Here is a 21905-nt window from a genome sequence, read left to right on the forward strand (position 1 = left end):
CTGTTAATCTCCTCTAAAAATCCTTAAACAGGATCAGGGTGACAATATTGTATAACTTGAAAACCGTAAACTGCTCACTGCAGACTAAACAGCAGGTTCTTGTTGGCTCAAACAGTGGAAACTGCCTAATCCCCAAATGATATCTGTTGAATCAATACCAATTACTTCTCGATCCGGAAAAGCTTTTTGAATAATGTCTAATGCTATTGGGTCGTTTACATCCCTAAATGTAGGTACGATCACCGCAGCATTGGCAATGTAAAAATTGGCATAAGATGCTGGCAAACGGGTATCTTCGTGTATCACTGGCGATGGCATTGGCAATTTGATAATATTCAATGGTCTGCCATCCAATAGCCTCATCTCTTTTAACAGTTGAAGATTTTCTTGCAACAGCAAATAGTTTTCATCCAATGGATTACTTTCTACAACGGTAAGCACAGTATCTTCATTTACGAAACGGGTAATGTCATCAATATGGCCATCGGTATCATCACCAACAATTCCATCTCCTACCCATAAAACCTGCTCTGTACCGTAAAATTCCTTTAAATAGGTTTCGATCTGTTCTTTATTCAGATGTGGATTTCTATTCTCATTCAATAAACAGGCTGTACTTGTTAAAATAGTTCCTGCTCCATTAAATTCTACAGAACCGCCCTCCATTACAATATCTGGTGTAAATAAAGGCAGGTTAAAATGTTTGGCAATTTTGGTCGGATCACATCATCCAGATCATAAGGTGGATATTTTCCACCCCAAGCATTATAGCCCCAATCAACTACTGCTTTTTCGTTGCCTTTTAATACAAATGCAGGACCATGGTCACGGCACCAAGCATCATTGCTTTCGTTAAAATAAAACTCGATTTGACTTAGATCTGCATCAACCTTTTGCAGGTGTGTAATGGCATCGGCTTTCATCGCTTCATCCCTTACATTGATCCGCACCTTTTCGCCTTTGGCAACAGCTTTAATAAACTGGCAATAAGGTTCGTAAATCGTTTCAATTTTACCTGGCCAAGATTCTTCCTTATGTGGCCAGCTTAACCAAGTTGCCTCATGTTTGGCCCATTCTGCAGGAAATGCGTAGCCTTGCGCCTTGGGCGTATTTGAAAAGTCTGGTGTCTGATGTCCGATGTCGGAAGATATATGGTTCATATCAATTAAGTGTCTTAATAAGTGCTGAAATCATTGCTAGGATTTCTTCGCAATTACTGTAATATTTATCAAAAATTTCTTTAGAGATATAACCTCTTCGTGAAGCCAAATGAAGGCAGTTCACTACTTCTATATCACTTCTTAAGGCATAGTTCAAAAATCTCTTAAATTCAGGATTGCTTTGCCCCGTACTTCCTTCTGCAATGTTAAGCGAAATCGAATCAGCAGCCCTTTTCATCTGTGAAGTCAGCACATAAATCTCTTCTTTTGGAAAAGTTTTTGTCAACTTATCTACCTGATCAGCCAAATCAATGGATTTTTGCCAAACTCTTAAATTTTCAAATTTAAAAGGCATATTTTTATTTCTATCGTCAGATGTTAAAAGTAGAATAATCCGAATTTATTTAACAATAGTCTGTTTTAGACTTCTATATCTTCGGACATCCGTCTTCGGTCTTCCTGACTTTCTGACTTTCGGTCTTCCTGACTTTACAAACTTCCTACCCTAGTCCCCATCAATATATCTTTTCGTAATCGGCTGATAAGAATCGATTCTTCTGTCTCTTAAAAATGGCCAGTGTTTACGCATAAAATCGCTTTGGTCTAGGTCTAATTCTACCACATGGGTTTCTTCCTGATCATGAGAGGCCAAGTAAAGTAGTTTACCTTGTGCATTGGTGGCAAAACTACCACCCCAGAATTTCATGGCCCCATCTTGCTCAAAACCTACACGATTAACACTCACTACTGGAACTCCATTGGCTACGGCATGCGAACGTTGAATGGTTTGCCAAGCATTATATTGGTCTTGGTTGGTTTCTTCGTCCTGATCGGTTGCCCAACCAATTGCCGTTGGATAGAACATGATATCTGCACCCATCAATGCCGTGATGCGAGATGCTTCTGGATACCATTGGTCCCAACAGATCAAAATTCCGATTTTGGCAAATTTGGTCTCAAAAACTTTATAACCTAAATCGCCTGGTGTGAAATAAAATTTCTCGTAAAAGGCTGGATCATCAGGAATATGCATTTTGCGATATTTACCCAGATAAGAGCCATCAGCATCTAAAACAGCTGTAGTATTATGATACAAACCTTGTGCACGTTTCTCAAATAAGGAAGCGATGATCACTACGTTCAGTTCTTTTGCCACTACCGATAAAGCATCTGTCGAAGGACCTGGAATGGCCTCTGCCAAATCAAAATTATCGTAATCTTCTACATCGCAAAAATACAGGGAAGTAAAGAGTTCTTGTAAACAAACAATCTGTGCACCTTTCGCTGCTGCTTCTCTTACTTTAACAATCGCTTTATCTAAATTTTCTTGTTTATCCTTAGTACAGCTCATCTGCACCAAGCCAACTTTTACTTTGCTCATCAGGTATAAAATTTGAAATGCAAAGTTAAAGAAAAAAGGTGGAAGCCTAAAAGGTATATCGTTTACAATAGCTTTTTGGCGTAGGCATAACGCATTAAACCAATGCCATTATTCGCCCCTGTTTTTCGCATCAAATTTTTGCGATGGGTCTCTACTGTCCTTTCGCTGATAAATAATTGAGCGGCAATCTGTTTACTGGTCAATTCTTGAGCCAATAACCTTAACACCTCTAATTCTCTTTCGGTAACTTGGTTTTCTGGCATTTCTTGTGGCAAGAGGGCGCTCAACAAGGCCTTGTTCACTTCGGCACTAAAGTATTGTCTCCCCTTTTCAACTGTTTGTATTGCATTGACCAATTCTTGTTGGGCATATTTCTTCAATACATAACCATCTACTCCTGCTGTCAACATTTCACGAATCATGGCTACTTCATCGTGCATACTCAACACGATGATCTTTAAATCGGGTTGGATGGCTTTAGCCTTTTTCACCAAAGTCAGACCATCCATGTCTGGCATTGCATAATCGGTAATCATTACATCCACAGGAGCCTGTTTGAGATAAGCCAAAGCAAAATCTCCGGCTGTTAATTTATCAACTACCTCTAATCCTTCTACTGCTTGTAACAATGCCTGCAGGCCATCAGCAACTATAGCATGGTCGTCTACCAACAATATCTTCATAACAAATTGATTGAGCGTGTATGAAAATAAACATATTTATTTAACACTTAAGTTTTTAATAAAAAAATACGTGTTATTGGGTATATAAAAACGAACCTACATGGACTATTTTTATATCTATTAAACTGCATTATCTATGCAAATGCCTCAAATTGTTTTGCTTTCTAAAAAAACTTTGCTCACCCTTATCGGCGTATTATTTTTTATAGTTGCTTCGGCACAAAATAAGAGCATCAACGATATCAAAGAACAGTTACGCCCTTTAAAAAGGGATGACACCGCCAAACTTAAACTTTATCTAAACCTAAGTTTAAGGTACATGAACCAACAGGTTGATTCTGCACTTAAGTACGCTATTATTTCTAAAAGGATTGCAGATCAACTAAAGCATAAAAAATTTCAATTAGAGGCATTAGAATATCTAGGAAGGGCACACGTGGGTAAGGGCAATTTCAATGAGGCTTTACTTACCTTTCAAAAAGAAGAACAACTGGCTGGCACTTATGCCGAGAAAGCACAGACGGTAAGGAACCAAGGCAATATCTACATAGAACTAGGTCAGCCAGATCAAGCCATCCACATGTATAAAAAATCGTTAGATCTTGCTTATTTAAGTAAAGATAAACTTACCATCGCTTTAAGTTTGGCCAATATTGCTTATGTATACAGACAGCAGGCCAAATTTGAAGAGGCGGTAAGCTACTTGATCAAGGCTGTTCAAATTGCCGAAGAAATTGATAACAAAACTTTATTAGCTGGCATTTATATACAATTAGCACTGATACAATACAACAGGAAAATATATGCGGATGCTAAAAAATATGCAAGTGAAGCTTTACCGTTATACCATGCATCAGAAAACAAACAAGGCAGTGCTACAGCACTCACCATTATTGGGGGTTGTTTTTCTGAGGAGAACGATTTTATCAATGCCAAAAAGTATATTGAACAGGCCTATAGTTTAAACAAAGCCTTAGGAGATAAGCGGCAAATTGCTACCTCTTCTTCAAATCTGGCAGAAATAGAGCTGTCCTTAAAAAATTACGAGCAATGTCTCAAATATTGTAATGCTGCAATTACTGAACTCAAAGCCCTCAATGTGGTGATCAATTTAATCGGGGCCTATATTACCCGAGGAAAAGCATTGATTGCCTTAAAGCAACTTGATGATGCAAAACAGGATATAGAACAGGCGCTGAAATTGAGCAGAACTGGTCGCTATAAGGCACAAGAAAGAAGAGCGACAGAAGCCATGGCCCTGTTAAATGCAGCAGAAGGAAATCATGCCCATGCTTTTGAATTAATGTTAAAAACCAATGTGCTGAATGATTCCATTTTAAATGAAAGCAATTCCCGACAAATCAACGAATTGAGAACACAATATGAGACCGAGAAAAAGCAAAAAGAATCATCTTGTTGAACGATAAAAACAAATTGCAGCAACTTAGTTTAGCCAATAAAAATCTGGAAATAGAAAAACAGTTGCTCTCTATCAACAACCAGCAACTAGATATCAATAACAAAGACCTGCTCATACAGCAGAAAGAAAATGACGTTAAACAAAAATCTTTACTAACCAACCAGCAAAAACAAAAAATACAGAGCTTAAATCAAGAAAACCAGATCCAGGCATTGGCCATTAAACAAAGGAATACCTATCTGATCATTGCCCTACTCTTATTTCTATTTTTGGTTTCTACAGGATATTTCATCTATAACAAACGACAACTCAAGGCAAAGGCTCAACTACAGGAAGAAATCAACAAACAACAAGATCTAGCTGCCAGAGCTGTATTGGTTGCTGAAGAACGTGAAAGAAGGAGAATTGCAGGCGACCTACATGATGGCGTCGGGCAATTGCTTTCTGCAGCCTTGATGAATTTGAATGGAATGTTCCAAAAACTTAAACTCACTGGAGAAATGGGTCTTCAGGCCGAACAGACCTTATCTATAGTGAATGATTCTTACGATGAGATGCGTTCCATTTCTCACCAGATGATGCCAAATGCGTTGTTAAAATCTGGTTTGGCTTTTGCGGTCAAAGAGTTTCTGGATAAGATAGACAAAGACATGATCAAAGATCAATCTTGAAACCATAGGGCTTAGCCAACGTTTGGATGAGCAGACCGAAACCGTACTTTATCGGGTGATTCAAGAAACAGTGAGCAATGTGATCAAACATGCCGAGGCCAATAAATTGGACATTGTATTGATCAAAGATGAGGAAGGCATCAGTATTACTATAGAAGACAATGGAAAAGGCTTTGACAAATCTAAAACAGACCTAAGAACAGGGATGGGGATAGGTAATATCCTCTCTAGGGTTGAGTTTTTAAAAGGAACTGTAGATATCGATTCGACGATAGGAAAAGGGACGTTGGTGGCTATTTTTATTCCTTTGTAAAGAGTTAAATCAAGTTTAAACTTTCTCGGTATTCCTGCTGTAGTTCGAAAAGACATTTGGCGCACAAGCAACCATCGTAAAGTTCGCTGATATGTTGCACCTCATTGATGCTCAATTGAACCGCGCTACACTGACATTTGGTATAAGAATTGGCCTTACACTCAATAGCCGTTCCACAACGTTCGCAGGGAATAACTTCGTGTTTGCTATGCATTGGTAAATTGGTTCATAAGTTCATTGCACATCTGTTTACAAAAGTATAAACAAAAAATAAGGTTCATAGCCTTATGGCCTGAACCTTTACATAATAATTAAAATCCTGATCGCTTGTTAGCTATTGCAATAAAAACACAACATACGCATAACCGGTGCCTATAGCCACAGGTGCATAATACTTAACCTGATCCGCTGATGCTTCGGCCAATGTATATTTCATTCCGTTAATTATAATTTCTTTATTGACAGTATGATAAGTGCCGTTTATAGTTTTTTGTTCTGTTGGCTCACATTTTTCGGTGCCATTATCTATTTTAAAAGTCCCATCGGCATTAAAGCTATACACATCATCTTTCTGACAGTCTGATATGGGTTGATACAAAATATCCCCTTTAGGATTTGTATTTGTATTTTTATCCTTTAGAGCCCTTTTCCAAGTTTTGGTCAATAAAGGGTCTGTATTTTTGTCTTCTTTTTTACAGGCGATAAAAATGCTGAAGGTAATTACTAAAAGGAGTAACGGCAGGTTATATTTGTTCATGGCACTAAAATAGCAAAAAAAAACTTTGACAGTTATTTAAAACTGCCAAAGTCAATAGTGTTAAGTAGTATGATATATAAGATTAACCCGAACAGCTAATACATCCCTCTTCCATTGAGCAAACTGGCCCATCGGTAATTTCTTCAGCTACTTGGTCTTGCGCAATTGTATCTGGTATAACTGCCTCAATCGCTTTACCACCCTGGTTTTCTACGGTAAACTTAACGGCTTGCGAAGCTGCTTGTGTACGTAGGTAGTACATACCCGTTTTCAATCCTTTTTTCCAAGCATAGAAGTGCATTGAAGTTAGTTTTGAAGTATTTGGTGCATTGATAAACAAGTTTAACGATTGCGATTGACAGATATATGCACCTCTATCGGCAGCCATATCTATGATGTTACGCATTTTGATTTCCCAAACTGTTTTGTATAGTTCTTTGATATAATCAGGGATTTCTGCGATGTCTTGGATCGATCCATTAGCCAGGATAATTCTGTCTTTCATGGCTGGTGTCCATAAACCTAAAGCAACTAAGTCTTTCAATAAATGTTTGTTTACCACCACAAACTCCCCACTCAATACCCTTCTGGTATAGATATTTGAAGTATATGGCTCAAAACATTCGTTGTTACCCAAGATCTGCGAAGTAGAAGCAGTTGGCATTGGAGCAACCAATAAAGAGTTGTATACCCCTGTTTTAACTACGCGTTTACGCAAACCTTCCCAGTCCCAACGGTTGCTAGATGGAGTTACATTCCATAGGTCAAATTGGAATTTACCTTTTGATAATGGCGAACCTTTAAAGGTTTTATAAGCTCCATTTTTTACAGCTAGATCAGCAGAAGCTGTCATCGAAGCAAAATAAATGGTTTCGAAAATATCTTTATTCAATTCTTTAGCCGCATCACTCTCAAAAGGTAAACGCATTAAGATAAATGCATCTGCCAAACCTTGTACACCTAAACCAACCGGGCGGTGACGGAAGTTAGAGTTTTGTGCTTCAATAACTGGATAATAATTATGGTCAATGATCTTGTTCAGGTTTAAAGTAGCCTGATAAGTTACTTCATATAATTTTTGGTGGTCAAACTCACCGTTGATCACAAATCGAGGCAAAGCCAACGATGCCAAGTTACATACCGCAACCTCATCTTTAGAAGTGTACTCGATGATCTTGTACAAAGGTTAGAACTTTTAATGGTACCTAGGTTTTGTTGGTTAGACTTGCTGTTTGCAGCATCTTTGTACAACAAATAAGGTGTACCCGTCTCAATCTGTGCATCTAAAATAGCGAACCAAAGTTCTTGTGCCTTAATGGTTTTACGAGCTCTACCTTCTTTTTCATAACGAGTATATAAGGCATTAAATTCTTCGCTATGGCAATCTGCTAAGCCTGGTGCCTCATCTGGTGAGAACAAACTCCAATCGCCGTTTTCTTCTACACGTTGCATAAACAGGTCACAGATCCAAAGTGCGTAGAACAAATCACGTGCACGCATTTCTTCTTTACCGTGGTTTTTACGCAAGTCTAAGAACGAAAAGATATCTGCATGCCAAGGCTCAATATAGATGGCAAAAGCACCTTTACGCTTGCCTCCACCTTGATCTACATAACGTGCTGTATCATTAAATACCTTTAACATCGGTACAATACCGTTACTAGTACCATTTGTACCACCAATATAAGCACCTGTAGCACGGATGTTATGGATACTTAATCCAATACCACCAGCACTTTGAGAGATCTTGGCAGTTTGTTTTAAGGTATCATAAATTCCTTCGATACTATCATCCTGCATGGTCAATAAAAAGCATGATGACATTTGAGGTTTAGGTGTAGCTGCATTGAACAAGGTCGGCGTAGCATGTGTAAACCAACGCTCGCTCATCAAATTATAGGTTTTGATCGCACTTTCGATATCCTCTTTATGGATACCAACAGCTACGCGCATAAACAAATGTTGTGGGCGCTCTACAATCTGACCATTTACTTTTAACAAGTAAGATTTTTCTAAAGTTTTGAAACCAAAATAATCAAAACCAAAATCCCTATCGTAGATAATTGTACTATCTAAAATATCAGCATTGTTTTTGATCACTTCCCAAACATCATCAGCAATCAATGAAGATGGCTTATCTGTTTTAGGATCGATGTAGGTATACAGCATTTCCATCGTTTTTGAAAACGATTTTACTGTGTTTTTATGCAAGTTGGATACTGCGATACGCGATGCCAATAGTGCATAGTCTGGATGTTTGGTTGTTAGGGATGCAGCCGTTTCTGCCGCAAGATTATCAAGTTCTGAAGTAGTAACACCATCATATAAACCTTCAATCACCTTCTTGGCAACGTCTATAGGGTCTACTAATTCTGCATTAAAACCATAACACAACTTCTCAATACGAGCAGTTATCTTATCAAACTTTACCGCTTCTTGGCGGCCATCTCTTTTTATTACAAACATCCTTATCAAGTATTAATTGGTGCATATTGTAGTAACAGCGGCACCAGGTTTTAAAATATTTATTTAGCATTCGGGTAACAAGACAAAGCCCTAACCTTTTGTCTCGTACCTTATTTAAAAGTCGTCATCTAATGAAAAAGCCGAAGCTTTATCTTCTGTAGAGGTCAATACCCCACTTTTTTGGTAATCCCCTACTCTTTTCTCAAAGAAATTGGTTTTTCCTTGTAGCGAAATCATTTCCATGAAATCGAATGGATTTGTAGCATTGTATATTTTGGCATAACCTAATTCAGACACCCATCTATCAGCTACAAACTCGATATACTGGCTCATCAATTTAGCGTTCATTCCAATTAAGGCTACAGGTAAAGCATCAGTTATAAATTCTTTCTCAATTTCTACCGCATCTTTGATGATAGCATGAACTGCTTCTTGTGTCAACTTGTTTTCTAACATGCTGTACAACAAACAGGCAAATTCACAGTGCATCCCCTCATCTCTAGAAATCAGCTCGTTGCTAAAGGTCAAACCTGGCATCAAACCACGTTTCTTTAACCAGAAGATAGAACAGAAGCTACCACTAAAGAAGATACCTTCTACCGCTGCAAAAGCAACCAAACGCTCCGCAAAATTTCCATTGTCAATCCAACGCAATGCCCATTCTGCTTTTCTCTTTACTGCCGGAACAGTATCGATGGCATGGAACAAACGGTCTTTCTCATCTGGATCCTTTACATAAGTATCGATCAATAAAGCATAGGTTTCGGCATGGATGTTTTCCATCATGATCTGGAAACCATAAAAGCAACGTGCTTCTGGCAATTGTACTTCGCTCATGAAGTTTACCGCCAAGTTCTCGTTTACGATACCATCACTGGCCGAGAAAAAGGCTAGAATATGAGAAATGAAATGTCTTTCACCACTGTTCAAGTTGTCCCAATGTTTCTGGTCATCTGATAAGTCAATCTCTTCAGCCGTCCAAAAACTTGCTTCACTTTTCTTATACATCTCCCAAATTGCGGGGTACTTAATCGGTAAAAGAACAAAACGGTCCTTATTTTCTTTTAGTAGTAACTCTTCTTGCATAAGTTCAAATTTTTTAACGTTTAGAAATTTCCATCGGTTGTTTTCATTTTTAAAGTCTGGAGCCGAACGCCCTTTCTCCTCTAAATAATGTCAAACCCCTTAACCTAAAAGCTTTAGCAAAATCCAGCCGCCAACAAATACCATTTAGTTTTAGAATGTCGAAAAACACTAGGTTTTTGCAGGTTTTTAATTAACTAAATATTAAGTACTTAAATAATATTGGGAGTGGATTCTTTTAAAGAACTTTGTTTAACAAATATAGAAGTTGAGGGATTTTTTAAGCCACAAAGTTGTTAACATCTTGTGAACTGGAACGCCTTTTTCGATCAGAATTCTGTCAGAAACAACATGAAAAAAAGCTAATTATTTCTTTTTAAGGACTTACAGAATCAAAACGAGTGTTAATAATTTTAAAATTAGAAGTTGTAACACCAAAACCCTACAACTTATAGGGGTTGCGCATAAGAGATTTCTACCTTGGCATAACCGAGTTTATAGATCCTAAAGCCTTGGCTGCTGAGGTCGAAATATCCAATGAAAACTTCTTGCTAAATGGGCCACGGTCGTTCACCCTTACCTCTACTGTTTTTCCTGTTCTTAGGTTTTTAACTTTTACTAGGGTACCAAATGGAAGTGTACGATGTGCGGCTGTATATTTTTTGGCCCTGTACCTTTCTCCACTTGTTGTTTTCCTACCCTCAAACTTTTTGGCATAATAGGTGGCAAAAATAGTTTTAACAACAGTATCTCGTTCTTTTGTAGGTACTTGTTGTGCTTTTGCAGCGAAAGAAGCAAGGCAGATGAACAGTAAAAGTTTCAAATGAAATTTCATATCGTTTTGATCAGCGGAGGGCAAATATACGAAATGATTTTTTTATGCCTTTTTGGTGTTGGCTTTTGGTATTAGTTACCCTAAAAATTTTAGCTCAAAAAGAGAGATCTTCGTACCTCAGGATGACAAACTACCTACAAAAAATGCCCCAACTCTCGTTAGGGCATTTCCTTATTTTTAATCAACGTTTATTTCTTGTCTGGAACAAAGTTCATCGAAATAGAATTAACGCAATGACGGGTATTTTTAGCGGTTAGTCCTTCGCCGATAAATACATGCCCCAAATGTGCATTACAATTGGCACATACAATTTCGGTACGTTGTCCATCTGCATCAGGGATGCGTTTTACCGCACCTTTGATCTCATCGTCAAATGCTGGCCATCCACAATGTGCATCAAATTTCGAATCTGATTTATATAAAGCCGCATTGCAACGTTTACAGGTATAAGTTCCTTTTTCGTTAAACTTATCGTATTTACCAGTTCCCGGATATTCTGTTCCTTTACGAACAATTACATCTTCTTCCTCTTTTGTTAATTTATTGTATTCCATTTTCTTGGTGGTTTTAGATGGGGTTGCTTTTTCTGATTGCTGCGCACAGGCTACAAAACTTGTTACAACTAACAGGCCCAAGGCCATTAATGTTTTATTGATCATCGATTTCATCTGTTGTCTATTTTATAGGTATATACGCTTTGTCGTGAGTTTAGGATTTTCCTTACAACCTATATACAAATATAATCAATTTTAGGTTTTTGATTTTCATTTGGGTGTAAACGTTTAAGAGTAATCTTGAGTCGGGAGTTCTGAGTCTGCAGTCTTTATATTTACCACTAAGACACAGAGTACACCAAATATTTAGTCAATCTCCTTGGCGCCTTTGTGGTTATTCTATAGTCTTGAGTTGGGAGTCGGGAGTCCTTAGCCTTTATATTTACCACTAAGACACAAAATACACCAAGCGCTTACTCAATTCCCTTGGCGTGCCTTGGTGCCTTTGTGGTTGAAAAATTACTTATAAACAAAAAAAGCGCTCCACCAATGCGGAACGCTTTTAAAAATATATTTGGTTAAAATTATTTCTTTAACAAATTAGCCATTGCTTCACCAATTTCTGCAGGGCTTTCTACTACGGTAATTCCGCACTCAGCCATGATCTTCATCTTAGCAGCAGCAGTATCATCTGCACCACCAACAATAGCACCAGCGTGACCCATTCTACGTCCCGGAGGCGCAGTCTGACCAGCGATGAAACCAACAACAGGTTTAGTACCATTTTCTTTAATCCACAAAGCAGCTTCAGCTTCCATGCCACCACCAATTTCACCGATCATGATGATACCTTCAGTTTCTGGATCGTTCATCAACAATTCTACCGCTTCTTTGGTTGTAGTACCAATAATTGGGTCGCCACCAATACCGATCGCTGTAGTAATACCCAAACCAGCTTTCACTACTTGGTCTACCGCTTCGTAAGTTAAGGTACCTGATTTAGAAACTACACCAACTGTACCTCTTTTGAAGATAAAACCTGGCATGATACCAATTTTAGCCTCATCAGCAGTGATGATACCTGGACAGTTAGGACCGATTAAACGGCAATCTCTACCTTTGATATAAGATTTTACAGCAATCATATCCTTAGTTGGGATACCTTCTGTAATACAAACAATCACTTTGATGCCACCCTCAGCAGCTTCCATAATGGCATCGGCCGCAAATGCAGGTGGTACAAATATAATAGATACGTTAGCACCAGCTTGATCAACAGCATCCTTAACCGTGTTAAACACAGGCTTGTCCAAGTGCGTTTGACCGCCTTTACCAGGAGTTACCCCGCCAACAACGTTTGTACCGTAAGCTATCATTTGTTCAGCATGGTATGTACCTTCATTACCAGTAAAACCCTGAACAATTACTTTTGAATCTTTATTTACTAAAACACTCATTATATCTATTTTTTTGTGTGCAAATCTAAGTTAATTGAAATGCATTGTCAAATGCAAAAGACAGATAATTTGTCATATCTTGATTTATTTACACAAAATCGTTTTTTGGGTCCAAGCCAATTAAGGGTTTGAAAAGCAATGACAATGGTTCTTCGGCAATTTCAGTCCCGCTCTCGTTTCTGCCGAAATTAACTGAGGGCAATTGAAAACGGCATCCACTAAATCGGGTTTATTTTACAAAGTTTACCACAAGGATCAAAAATGGTCTTCTTCAGCTTTTTCGATTGCAGCTGGTCGTATCGCATTCAGGTATTTTTCTTGGTCAAATTCGTTTTCGCTCTTGGCAATTACAATGGTTGCAATACCATTGCCAATCATATTGGTAATGGCCCTGGCCTCACTCATAAAACGGTCTACCCCCAACAGAATGGCAATATGCTCTACCGGCATGATCTTTAATGCGGTCAATGTGCTGGCCAATACAATAAAACCACTTCCGGTTACACCAGCCGCACCTTTTGAGGTCACCATCAACACTGCCATAATAGAAAGCTGCTCGCCCAAAGAAAAATCTATATTAAAAACCTGCGTCAAAAAAATCACCGCCATGGCCAGATAAATGGCTGTTCCATCTAAGTTAAAGGAATAGCCCGTTGGAATAACCAAGCCTACCACAGATTTATCGCAGCCAATATCCTCCATCTTTTTCATCATACTTGGCAACACCGATTCTGAGGAGGAAGTACCCAAAACGATCAATATCTCCTGGCGTATATATTTCAGATACTGCCATAAGCTAAACTTATAATATCGACAAATTCCATTGAGCACTACAAAAATAAACAGGAAGCAGGTCAGGTAAACAGAGCCCATCAGCTTCATCATCGGCAACAAAGTACCCAGACCATATTTACCAACACTAAAGGCCATCCCGCCAAAAGCACCGATTGGTGCTACACGCATTACCACTTTCATGATGTTGAACAACACTTTAGAGATTTTGTCAAAAGTACTCAACAGCGATTGGCCCTTCTCGCCCAGTTTACTCAAACCATAGCCAAACAAGATGGCAAAAAATAAGATCTGTAAGATCTCTCCTTTGGTAAAGGCTTCAAAAATATTCTTCGGAATGATATGTGCAATAAACTCCAGCCAATTGATCTCTCCAGCTTGGGCGGTATAGGTTGCAATCTTAGCCACATCGCCTTCTGGCACCTTTACGCCTACACCTGGTTTTAAGATATTGGCCACAAACAGACCAATGGCGATGGCCAAAGTGGTTACGATTTCGAAGTACAATAAGGCTTTACCACCCACACGGCCTACCTTTTTCATATCGCCCATGTGGGCAATGCCTAAAACAATGGTAAAAAAGATGATCGGCGCAATCAACATGCTGATCATGTTGATGAAACTTTTACTGATCAGCTCGGCATAAGAAGAAAAACCTGGATAAAATACACCTACTAAAACACCTAGGGCAATGGCAACTAAAACTTGAAAAGTTAAATTGGAGAAAACTGACTTCATTCACGATTAAATTAAATTGAAATATAGAATTAATTTCTATTATCGGCCCTATTTTTAATTAAAAAGCAAAAAAAACATCAACATTAGATAAAAAACAGCCAACCACAATGAGTTGGCCAGCTCTGGCGTTATTACAAATTGGACCATTAGCTGTAAGCCCATCACTTACAATCGGTACGAATGCTTATCTTTACCGCAACAAAAATCATTGAAATGAATAGATTGAAAACCATTGTTCTCCTTTTCGCTTGCTTAACCCTAGTTATCCATGCCTGTAAAAAAGAAACATTGACCGACCATGATTTTGTTCAAAAACATTTTATTGGCAAATGGCCATTGAAATCTCGTGTGCTCTTAACCATCAAGAACAAGGATACGATCGTGCGAGACACTACGCGTTTCTCTCCAATAGACACCTTGGTATTTACAGCTGATAACAAATACACCAAGGGCCTTATCTCTGCCGATTATACGATTGACGAAAAAGGAGAAAACCTGACCATTGCCACTACGCCTGCTGTGACTTGGCATATCGAATATTTAAGACAAACGAGTATCATCTTAGTACAAAGGAGATCCGAAACCATAGGTACTGATCAATTTACCTATCATACCGAAGAGAACTTGGTTAAATAGCTAAGAAGGATTACATAACAAAGATGAAAGCGCAAAGAATAAAGACTAAAGAACAAAGATGAAAGATAAAAGAGCAAAGATGTTGATTGGAAAATAGTCAGGAATCTTTGTACTTTATACTTGGTACTTAGTACTTGAAAACCAAATCTTTGCTCTTTGCTCCTGTATTAAGGTTTGATTACCATGACATCTCCGGCTGTAAATACACCAAAATCTGCCTGGTTAAATTTCAATAATCCTTTTGCTGTTTTTTTGAGGTCTTTGGGGTTCGCCATTCTGATCACCTGACTTTCGCCTGCCACTGTAGCTTTATCTCCATGCACAATAATGGCCGTACTCTCATCAATCCCTACACAAACTAGATTTGGATGTGCCGCCAAGGCAGACACCAAGCGATTGTATCTGTTACGCTTTAAAAAATGCTGGTCGATGATCGTATTTTGCAGTAGACCTAAACCTTCGGCAAACTCTATATTCTTGTCCCAAAGTTTATTAAACGTTTCTTTATAAACCGTGTCTAATAATTGTGTACCTGTGATCATATACTTGCTCATTACCGCAGCACCCGCACTTGTACCTGCAATGGTAGCGCCATTGTTATAGGCTTTATGTATAGCCGTATAAACCGGTGTACCGATTACTGTTTTCATGAAACGGCTTTGGTCGCCACCCAAAATATAGATCAGTTTTGCACCTGCTAAAGAATCGACCCATTTTTTATCATTCACATCATGTTTACTAAAATTAAAGTTCTTGATGTTGTGCGTGGTCAGTTTTTTTAATTGTGTAGACAAAAATTCAAAACCTGCATCAGGCACCTCACTTGCCATGGGCAACACAATGATATAATCTTTTGGATTTAATTTGGCCGTATTTACCATCTGTTGCATCAAGGCATCTGATCGGTCACCCCCACCAATGATAAATAAATTACCTTTTTTGGTATCCTGTGCCTGTGTGGCCACAGCCAGCATCAGACACAATGCAATTGAAAATATCTTTTTCATCTTTAATCTTTTAAACGATTGTTATTGTAGTTTTTTAGTGAGCACACCATTTTCTATAGACCACCAATACCATTTACCACCTCGCGCCTCACTTGAATTAAAGTTAGCAACATTAAAACTTCCACCACCATCAACAGCAGCCGGAATTTCATAAACCGCAACAGCCTGTTCTCCATCTTTCCAAGTTACTGGCATGTTGGCCGTAAACTGTTCTGGTTGTTTGGTTGGATCAGAAATCAGAAAATAAGCATAACTGTAGGCCCTTGTGCTCGAAAAATCACCAAAAACCTGTGCCTTACCTGTCGCGTCGATGCAAACAGCGGTCCGTTCATCTGTGGCTATTGCTTTTGCGGCTATCTTCCAGTCTTTATTGATTCTTCCTAAAAACACCATGGATCTTCCTTCCCTGCCTCTTGTTAAATAATGCTGATCGGTAATCACATTCTGTAAAAAGGGAGCTTTCAAAAAATCGTTGTTGTACAAAGTTACATCTGTATTGTAAGGATTGGCCAATGCGGCGGCAGAAGTAAGTCCACCTGTTTCACCACTGTAATAAAAACCACCTAAAATTGCACAACCAGCGCTTGTACCCCCAACAGGAGCCTTTTTTTCGGTAAGCAAATAATTTAGGGCTTTATCAACTTTGGTACCTTTCCAAAAATTCATGTAATCAGATTGGTCGCCTCCGGCAATAAATACCATTTCCGCATTGCGGATGATATAAGCCACAGTATCATTATTGGCCAGCTCTTTACTGTTGATCAATAAGGTTTCTACAGAATTTACGGTCCCTAAAGCATTTACATAAGAATTGTAGGCTGCTGTTCCGGTTGCACGTAGGATGACCACATCGCCCCCACCACTTCTATCGATCATCCATTTAAAGGCTGCATCTACATCAGTACCTCCACCCATCAATACCATTCCACCGCCTACAGGTTTCACCACATTACTGGTATCTCCAATAATGCCAATAGAAGCTGGTCTTCTTTTTTCTACAGGTACCGGGTTGACTGGTGTTCCGCCACCGCCAGGATTGACTGGTGTGGGGTCGCTAGATTTACCACAACCTACCGTCGATATACAGAATATGATAAGTAAGCTTAAAATTAATCGTTTCATAAAAGCAATGTTTAAATATTTTGGGAAGGAAGAGTTTCCTCCCCAAAAATAATTAACCTAGTATTTAGGGTTTTGAACCGTATTTTTGTTGACTGATATCTCTAATGCAGGGATAGGGAATGCATATTGAGCTTGTGCAGGCGTTAAAGTAACTGCTCCCGATGCATTTACCGCATCAGCTGCCAATCGTTGAACTGGCATGTTCCTTCTTTTCAAATCAAAGAAACGGTGACCTTCAAAAGCCAATTCTTTAAAACGTTCGTCGTAAATCGCAGCAATCAATGCTGGTTTATCAGCAAAAGTTGCAGTGGTGTAGCCTGTGATCCTTGCTGCACGTAAAGCATTGATATCACCTGCTGCATCTCCTGTCGATTCTGCGCGTGCCTCTGCCCTGATCAAGTACATTTCTCCGGTTCTGAACATCTTGATATCAGTTAGGCCTGGAGCTGTAGACGTTCCACCAATATATTTGTTAACCAGGTATTGAGATTTTGTTCCCGTACGTGTCGCATCAAATTTGATGTAGGCCGGATAACGCAGGTCATTGGCTTGGTCAAAAGCGGCAATCAATTTAAACGATGGGGCATACAATACAATACCACCTGTTTGGCGGAAATAAAAATCGCCAATTCTACCATCAGTAGTACCTACACGTTTCAGTTTCCAGATCACTTCACTGTCATTCGCGTCAGTCCATAGACCAGGGAATTGGGCAGGAGTTGCCAAAGGAGCGGCATTGATCACTTCAGTTGCATAGGTAATGGCTTCACCCCAATTTTTCTCGTACAAAGCTACACGGGCTTGTATGGCAGAAACTGTATTTTTGGTAATCCTTGATTTATCTGTAAACGTTGCTGGGATCAGTGCTTTTGCGGCAACCAGATCTGCTTTTGCATTAGCGATCACTACTTCAAACTTATCTCTGGCCGGATAACTGATAATGGATTGTTTCATATAAGGAACACCCAAGGCACCTGTTTCGTAAGATGAAGCGTAAGCTCTCAACAATTCGAAATGTAAGTAGGCACGTAAAGCCAACAACTCGCCACGGTAACGATTGGCTGTGGCTAAATCTGCACCTGTAAAAGTCAAGGCATCCATAGCTGTTAACACCCTGTTCAAACGGTCTATGGCAGCATAGTTATTACCATAAAGTGAAGTTACAGAACCACTTCCGGCAGTGTACAACCACCTAAAAGCATCGCTGTTACCTACCGTATTTTCTGTAGGGAACATGTTTTCGTCTGCAACCGTTGAACTTAAGCTTGTCATGGAGTAATCTACCAACGCATATGCGCCAATTACACCCAAATTGATATCATTTACATTTCTAAATGCTTTATCTGGACTGATCGAGTCTGTTGGTTTTATAATCCAACTTGGTACAAGATGTTGCAGTTACTATCAATAAAGAAAATATAAGGATATATTTTTTATATAATTTATTAATCATTGCTGTAATTATTAAAAGTTAACATTAAGACCTGCAGTATACGTTCTGGTATTTGGATATTGGAAACGTCCATAAACCGCATTGTTCTCTGGGTCTAGCCCTCTCCATTTGGTCCAGGTAAACAAGTTCTGGCCTTGTACAAATACCTTAACACCTTTAATGAACTTGGTTTTCTCTAAGATGCTTTTTGGCAAAGTATAACCAAGGGTCACATTTCTCAGCCTTAAGAAAGAAGCATCCTGGATATCTTTTGAAGTAAAGTTTCTAGGCACATCAAATCTTTGTAGGGTCGCAATATCACCAGGTGCTTTCCAACGGTCTTCCAACATCCTAACCGTTTGGTTACTGGTAGCATAGCGCTGGTTTTCATTGTAAAAATCTTCGTTGTTCCAACGCATTACGTTAGAAACAAAAGAGAATAATGCTGAGGCTGTAAATCCTTTATAATTTAGTGATGTATTGAAACCTCCTGTAAATGTTGGATATAAACTTCCAGAATTGGTGGTACTTTGGGTATTTACGTTATAGGTTGTCGTAATTGTACCATCTAAATTGTAGTACTGTGCCTCTCCAGTGGTTGGGTTTACCCCTGCCCAGTCTGGTGCATAATAAGTACCATAAGGCAAGCCAACTTTCAAGATACGTGTATCGCCATCTGGGTACGAATCTGTAATATCGGTTACATGTAGGATCACGTTTTTATTGTAACCTGCATTTACGCCTAGAGACCAAGTAAAGTCTTGCGTTTTCAGCACATCACCACTCACTTCAAACTCTACCCCTCTATTTCTCATTTTTCCAGAACTTAGGTTCAAGGTAGAGAAACCAGAGGTTGCCGAAGGTGGTTGATCGATGAACATATTGGTCGTGATCTTATTGTAATAATCGGCTGTAATGCGCAATCTTCTGCTTTTGAACAAGCTGATGTCAAAACCAGCATTGAACTCATTTACATATTCCCAATCAAAATCAGCATTACCTGCACTTACAGGTCTAATGCCCGAGTTACCACCATAAGTAGTACTTACCGAATAGGTTGGCAGATAAATAAAATCACCACCAAACGGACTTGCGGTTGTACCATAACTTGTTCTCAACCTTAGACCTGAAATGAAGTTAGACGATTTCAAGAAATCTTCTGCTTTGGCATTCCAGTTGGCACCTACTGAGTAGAATCCATGCCATTTGTTTTGCGGTGCAACTTTGGTAGAGCCATCATAACGGTAGCTTCCTGTTAAGGTATATTTGTTGTCGTAAGTATATCGCCCTACCCCCATAAATGAGGCCAAAGCACTTTTGCTTTTGCTACCTGCAACTGAAGGCAGAAATGTTGAACTACCATTGGTTGCTCCGGCTGGTGTTTCTGGCAAACGTCCGTCTATACCGTAGGCACTAAAGCCAAAAGAGTTGTAGTTATTATATACATATTCATAAAATGCAGAAACTTCTACATCATGTTTACTGGCAAAAGTTTTGGCGTAAGTTAAGCCTGTGGTAGAAATCACATTAAAGTTTCTTCTGCTGGCATCGGTCAAACGGCCTTTGCCCCCTAAAGTATTAGCAACGCTTCTAAGTCCATAATAAGAATCCGGATTAATGAATTCCTGATCGGTAGACATGCGGTAATCGATACCCGCTCTTGTGGTGATCTTTAATTCTGGCAAAATCTGATACGCAAATGAAGTGGCAATGATAGATTTCAATTGGTCTGTTTTATTAGATGAATTCAACAAACGCTCCAAACCTTGTGTACCTTCACGTTGATCCAATATAAAATATTGCGATTTGTTACCCGGATGTACCAAAGTCCCATCAAAAGCATATGGATACTCATAAGGCAAGGCATAATATACAGATGCCATTGAAGTACCTGCACCTGTTCCACCTTCGCCTTCTGTAAAGCTAGATTGCGAATAACCTAAAGATATGTTTGTGCTTCCACTAAATTTACCATCCTTAAAATCCATATTGCTTCTTAAGGCATATCGATCTAAACCTGTACGCTTGGCTACTCCTTCTTGACTGTAATAATTTAAAGAGTTATAAAATCTAAAGTTTTCGTTACCCCCACTAATGTTAACCTGTTGTTCCTGAAATTTTCCTTTTTGGAAAAAAATGTCTCTCCAATCGGTATTGATCTTTTTTAAACTATCTAGGATAAAATCGGCACGTTGACGATAAGCTTGAGTACCGCTGGTATAAGTTGGGTTTTTGGGAGAATAAGTCCAGCCTGGGCCAAGGTTTCTACCAAAACTTACACCGATCTCTTCTTCAAAACGTAAACGTTGTTCGGCATTCATCATCTCGAAATTTGGCCTGCTCAAGTTAGAAAAACCATATTGAGAAGTATAACCCACTGCAACTTTACCTGCTTTACCTTTTTTGGTGGTTAAAACGATTACTCCATTTGATCCTCTCGAACCATATAAAGCCTTAGCAGATGCATCTTTTAGCACGTTGGCCGATTCGATATCTTCTGGATTAATCGTCTGGAAATAACCTGCCTCGATCGGAATACCATCTAATACAAATAATGGAGTAGATGATCCATTTACACTACCAATACCCCTGATCACCACAGAAGCACTTTGTCCGGGTTGACCTGAGGTAGAGATAACACTCATCCCTGGTACACGACCTTGCAAGATCTGATCAACGGTTAAACCTGGTACTTGGTTGATTTTATCAGCCGTAACTACAGAAATAGCATTTGCCGACTGGGCCTTTGTATAATTGGTATAACCTGTAACTACTACATCATTTAATAAGTTGGCCATTGGCGACAAGCTAATTGTCCCCAATTGTGCCTTTGCCTGTACGTCTCTATCTGCATAACCCAGAAAAGAGATGACCAAAACATCATTATCGGCAACATTCTTTAGGCTAAAAGACCCATCATTACCAGAGGCAGTACTGATCTGTTTACCCTTTACTTTAATTGAGGCGCCTGGCATGGGTAAACCATTTTCGTCTACAACTTTCCCTGTTACGTCTATGGCCCTGATCACTGGTATTAACTCTGTTTTTGGTGTAATCAAGATGGTGTTTTCTTTGATCTCGTAGCTAAAAGGCTGAGATTTTAAGACCATCAGCAGCACATCTTTCAGTTCTGCATCTTTTACATTGATGTTTACCGGTTTGGACTTTTGTTGGATGAGATCCAGATCATATAAGAAAAAATAACCTGTTTGGCGTTTGATCTCTTTAAAACCTGCTCTAATGGCATGTTTTTTTGGCTGATGCTGATGCGTTGAGAAAATGCCGAAGCACTTACCTGCAAGCACAAAACAGTTAAGAAGATAACAGTAAGTTTCATAGCCCTGATAAATTTGTGGTTAAAATAAGCTGCAATAGAACCTGTTGGCCGTATAGCCTCGTCCGCATTGCTTTTAATGTAGAATTTCATACATTTTTGAGTGTTTAGGTGTTGGTAAATA

At 39.0% G+C, this 21905-nt stretch carries 18 protein-coding genes and 2 pseudogenes; 4 read left to right on the forward strand and 16 right to left on the reverse strand.

Annotated elements, in window-relative coordinates:
- Positions 1-84: 84 nt before the first annotated feature.
- The 4 genes and pseudogenes from ACFJIZ_RS11380 to ACFJIZ_RS11395 all read right to left on the reverse strand — a co-directional run bounded on the left by ACFJIZ_RS11380 (position 85) and on the right by ACFJIZ_RS11395 (position 3224).
- A pseudogene (locus ACFJIZ_RS11380) lies at positions 85-1160 on the reverse strand (agmatine/peptidylarginine deiminase).
- 1 nt (position 1161) lies between these two features.
- Complete coding sequence (locus tag ACFJIZ_RS11385; protein ID WP_379093782.1) at positions 1162-1515, reverse strand: four helix bundle protein; 354 nt, start codon at positions 1513-1515, stop codon at positions 1162-1164.
- 150 nt (positions 1516-1665) lie between these two features.
- A complete protein-coding gene (locus ACFJIZ_RS11390; protein ID WP_379093785.1) occupies positions 1666-2541 on the reverse strand; it encodes a carbon-nitrogen hydrolase in 876 nt (291 codons plus the stop codon).
- 62 nt (positions 2542-2603) lie between these two features.
- Positions 2604-3224 (reverse strand): response regulator, encoded by a 621-nt coding sequence (locus ACFJIZ_RS11395; protein ID WP_379093788.1) that lies wholly within the window; start codon positions 3222-3224, stop codon positions 2604-2606.
- A 136-nt stretch (positions 3225-3360) separates the two neighbouring features.
- On the opposite strand from ACFJIZ_RS11395, the gene ACFJIZ_RS11400 reads away from it, so the two are divergent.
- Genes ACFJIZ_RS11400 through ACFJIZ_RS11410 form a run of 3 tightly spaced genes read left to right on the forward strand, consistent with a single transcriptional unit; the run spans position 3361 to position 5628 of the window.
- On the forward strand, positions 3361-4644 hold the full coding sequence (locus tag ACFJIZ_RS11400) for a tetratricopeptide repeat protein (RefSeq protein ID WP_379093791.1): 1284 nt from the start codon (positions 3361-3363) through the stop codon (positions 4642-4644).
- Positions 4638-5315: a sensor histidine kinase gene (locus ACFJIZ_RS11405; RefSeq protein ID WP_379093794.1), complete on the forward strand. Its 678-nt coding sequence runs from the start codon at positions 4638-4640 to the stop codon at positions 5313-5315. Before ACFJIZ_RS11400 ends, ACFJIZ_RS11405 begins: the two co-directional genes overlap by 7 nt.
- A 22-nt stretch (positions 5316-5337) precedes the next feature.
- Positions 5338-5628, forward strand: a complete 291-nt coding sequence (locus ACFJIZ_RS11410) for a sensor histidine kinase (protein ID WP_379093797.1) — start codon at positions 5338-5340, stop codon at positions 5626-5628.
- A 4-nt stretch (positions 5629-5632) separates the two neighbouring features.
- Here the strand turns inward: ACFJIZ_RS11410 and ACFJIZ_RS11415 are convergent, their stop codons facing one another.
- The 8 genes and pseudogenes from ACFJIZ_RS11415 to ACFJIZ_RS11450 all read right to left on the reverse strand — a co-directional run bounded on the left by ACFJIZ_RS11415 (position 5633) and on the right by ACFJIZ_RS11450 (position 14250).
- Positions 5633-5842: a cysteine-rich CWC family protein gene (locus ACFJIZ_RS11415; protein WP_379093800.1), complete on the reverse strand. Its 210-nt coding sequence runs from the start codon at positions 5840-5842 to the stop codon at positions 5633-5635.
- A 120-nt stretch (positions 5843-5962) separates the two neighbouring features.
- Positions 5963-6385, reverse strand: a complete 423-nt coding sequence (locus ACFJIZ_RS11420) for a hypothetical protein (protein WP_379083883.1) — start codon at positions 6383-6385, stop codon at positions 5963-5965.
- An 82-nt stretch (positions 6386-6467) separates the two neighbouring features.
- Positions 6468-8851: pseudogene (locus tag ACFJIZ_RS11425) on the reverse strand (ribonucleoside-diphosphate reductase subunit alpha).
- Positions 8852-8965: 114 nt separating this feature from the next.
- Positions 8966-9937: a ribonucleoside-diphosphate reductase small subunit gene (locus ACFJIZ_RS11430; RefSeq protein ID WP_379083886.1), complete on the reverse strand. Its 972-nt coding sequence runs from the start codon at positions 9935-9937 to the stop codon at positions 8966-8968.
- Positions 9938-10409: 472 nt separating this feature from the next.
- Positions 10410-10769: a septal ring lytic transglycosylase RlpA family protein gene (locus tag ACFJIZ_RS11435; protein ID WP_379083889.1), complete on the reverse strand. Its 360-nt coding sequence runs from the start codon at positions 10767-10769 to the stop codon at positions 10410-10412.
- 188 nt (positions 10770-10957) lie between these two features.
- Positions 10958-11437 carry a methionine-R-sulfoxide reductase gene (locus tag ACFJIZ_RS11440; protein WP_379083892.1) on the reverse strand — a complete coding sequence of 160 codons (480 nt, stop codon included), beginning with the start codon at positions 11435-11437 and terminating at the stop codon, positions 10958-10960.
- 410 nt (positions 11438-11847) lie between these two features.
- Positions 11848-12720: a succinate--CoA ligase subunit alpha gene (sucD, locus tag ACFJIZ_RS11445; RefSeq protein WP_379083895.1), complete on the reverse strand. Its 873-nt coding sequence runs from the start codon at positions 12718-12720 to the stop codon at positions 11848-11850.
- 255 nt (positions 12721-12975) lie between these two features.
- Positions 12976-14250 carry a dicarboxylate/amino acid:cation symporter gene (locus tag ACFJIZ_RS11450; RefSeq protein ID WP_379083898.1) on the reverse strand — a complete coding sequence of 425 codons (1275 nt, stop codon included), beginning with the start codon at positions 14248-14250 and terminating at the stop codon, positions 12976-12978.
- 213 nt (positions 14251-14463) lie between these two features.
- On the opposite strand from ACFJIZ_RS11450, the gene ACFJIZ_RS11455 reads away from it, so the two are divergent.
- Entirely contained in the window at positions 14464-14886 is a 423-nt protein-coding gene (locus ACFJIZ_RS11455) for a hypothetical protein (RefSeq protein WP_379083901.1), read from the forward strand.
- 167 nt (positions 14887-15053) lie between these two features.
- Here the strand turns inward: ACFJIZ_RS11455 and ACFJIZ_RS11460 are convergent, their stop codons facing one another.
- From ACFJIZ_RS11460 to ACFJIZ_RS11475, 4 genes are all read right to left on the reverse strand, one after another.
- Positions 15054-15893 (reverse strand): cyanophycinase, encoded by an 840-nt coding sequence (locus ACFJIZ_RS11460; protein WP_379083903.1) that lies wholly within the window; start codon positions 15891-15893, stop codon positions 15054-15056.
- Positions 15894-15914: 21 nt separating this feature from the next.
- A complete protein-coding gene (locus tag ACFJIZ_RS11465) occupies positions 15915-17015 on the reverse strand; it encodes a cyanophycinase (RefSeq protein ID WP_379083906.1) in 1101 nt (366 codons plus the stop codon).
- Between the two features lie 57 nt (positions 17016-17072).
- Positions 17073-18287 carry a RagB/SusD family nutrient uptake outer membrane protein gene (locus tag ACFJIZ_RS11470; RefSeq protein WP_379083909.1) on the reverse strand — a complete coding sequence of 405 codons (1215 nt, stop codon included), beginning with the start codon at positions 18285-18287 and terminating at the stop codon, positions 17073-17075.
- Between the two features lie 192 nt (positions 18288-18479).
- Entirely contained in the window at positions 18480-21752 is a 3273-nt protein-coding gene (locus ACFJIZ_RS11475; protein WP_379083912.1) for a SusC/RagA family TonB-linked outer membrane protein, read from the reverse strand.
- Positions 21753-21905 lie beyond the last annotated feature (153 nt).

The sequence above is a fragment of the Pedobacter sp. UC225_65 genome, from assembly GCF_042698365.1.
GTDB lineage: Bacteria > Bacteroidota > Bacteroidia > Sphingobacteriales > Sphingobacteriaceae > Pedobacter.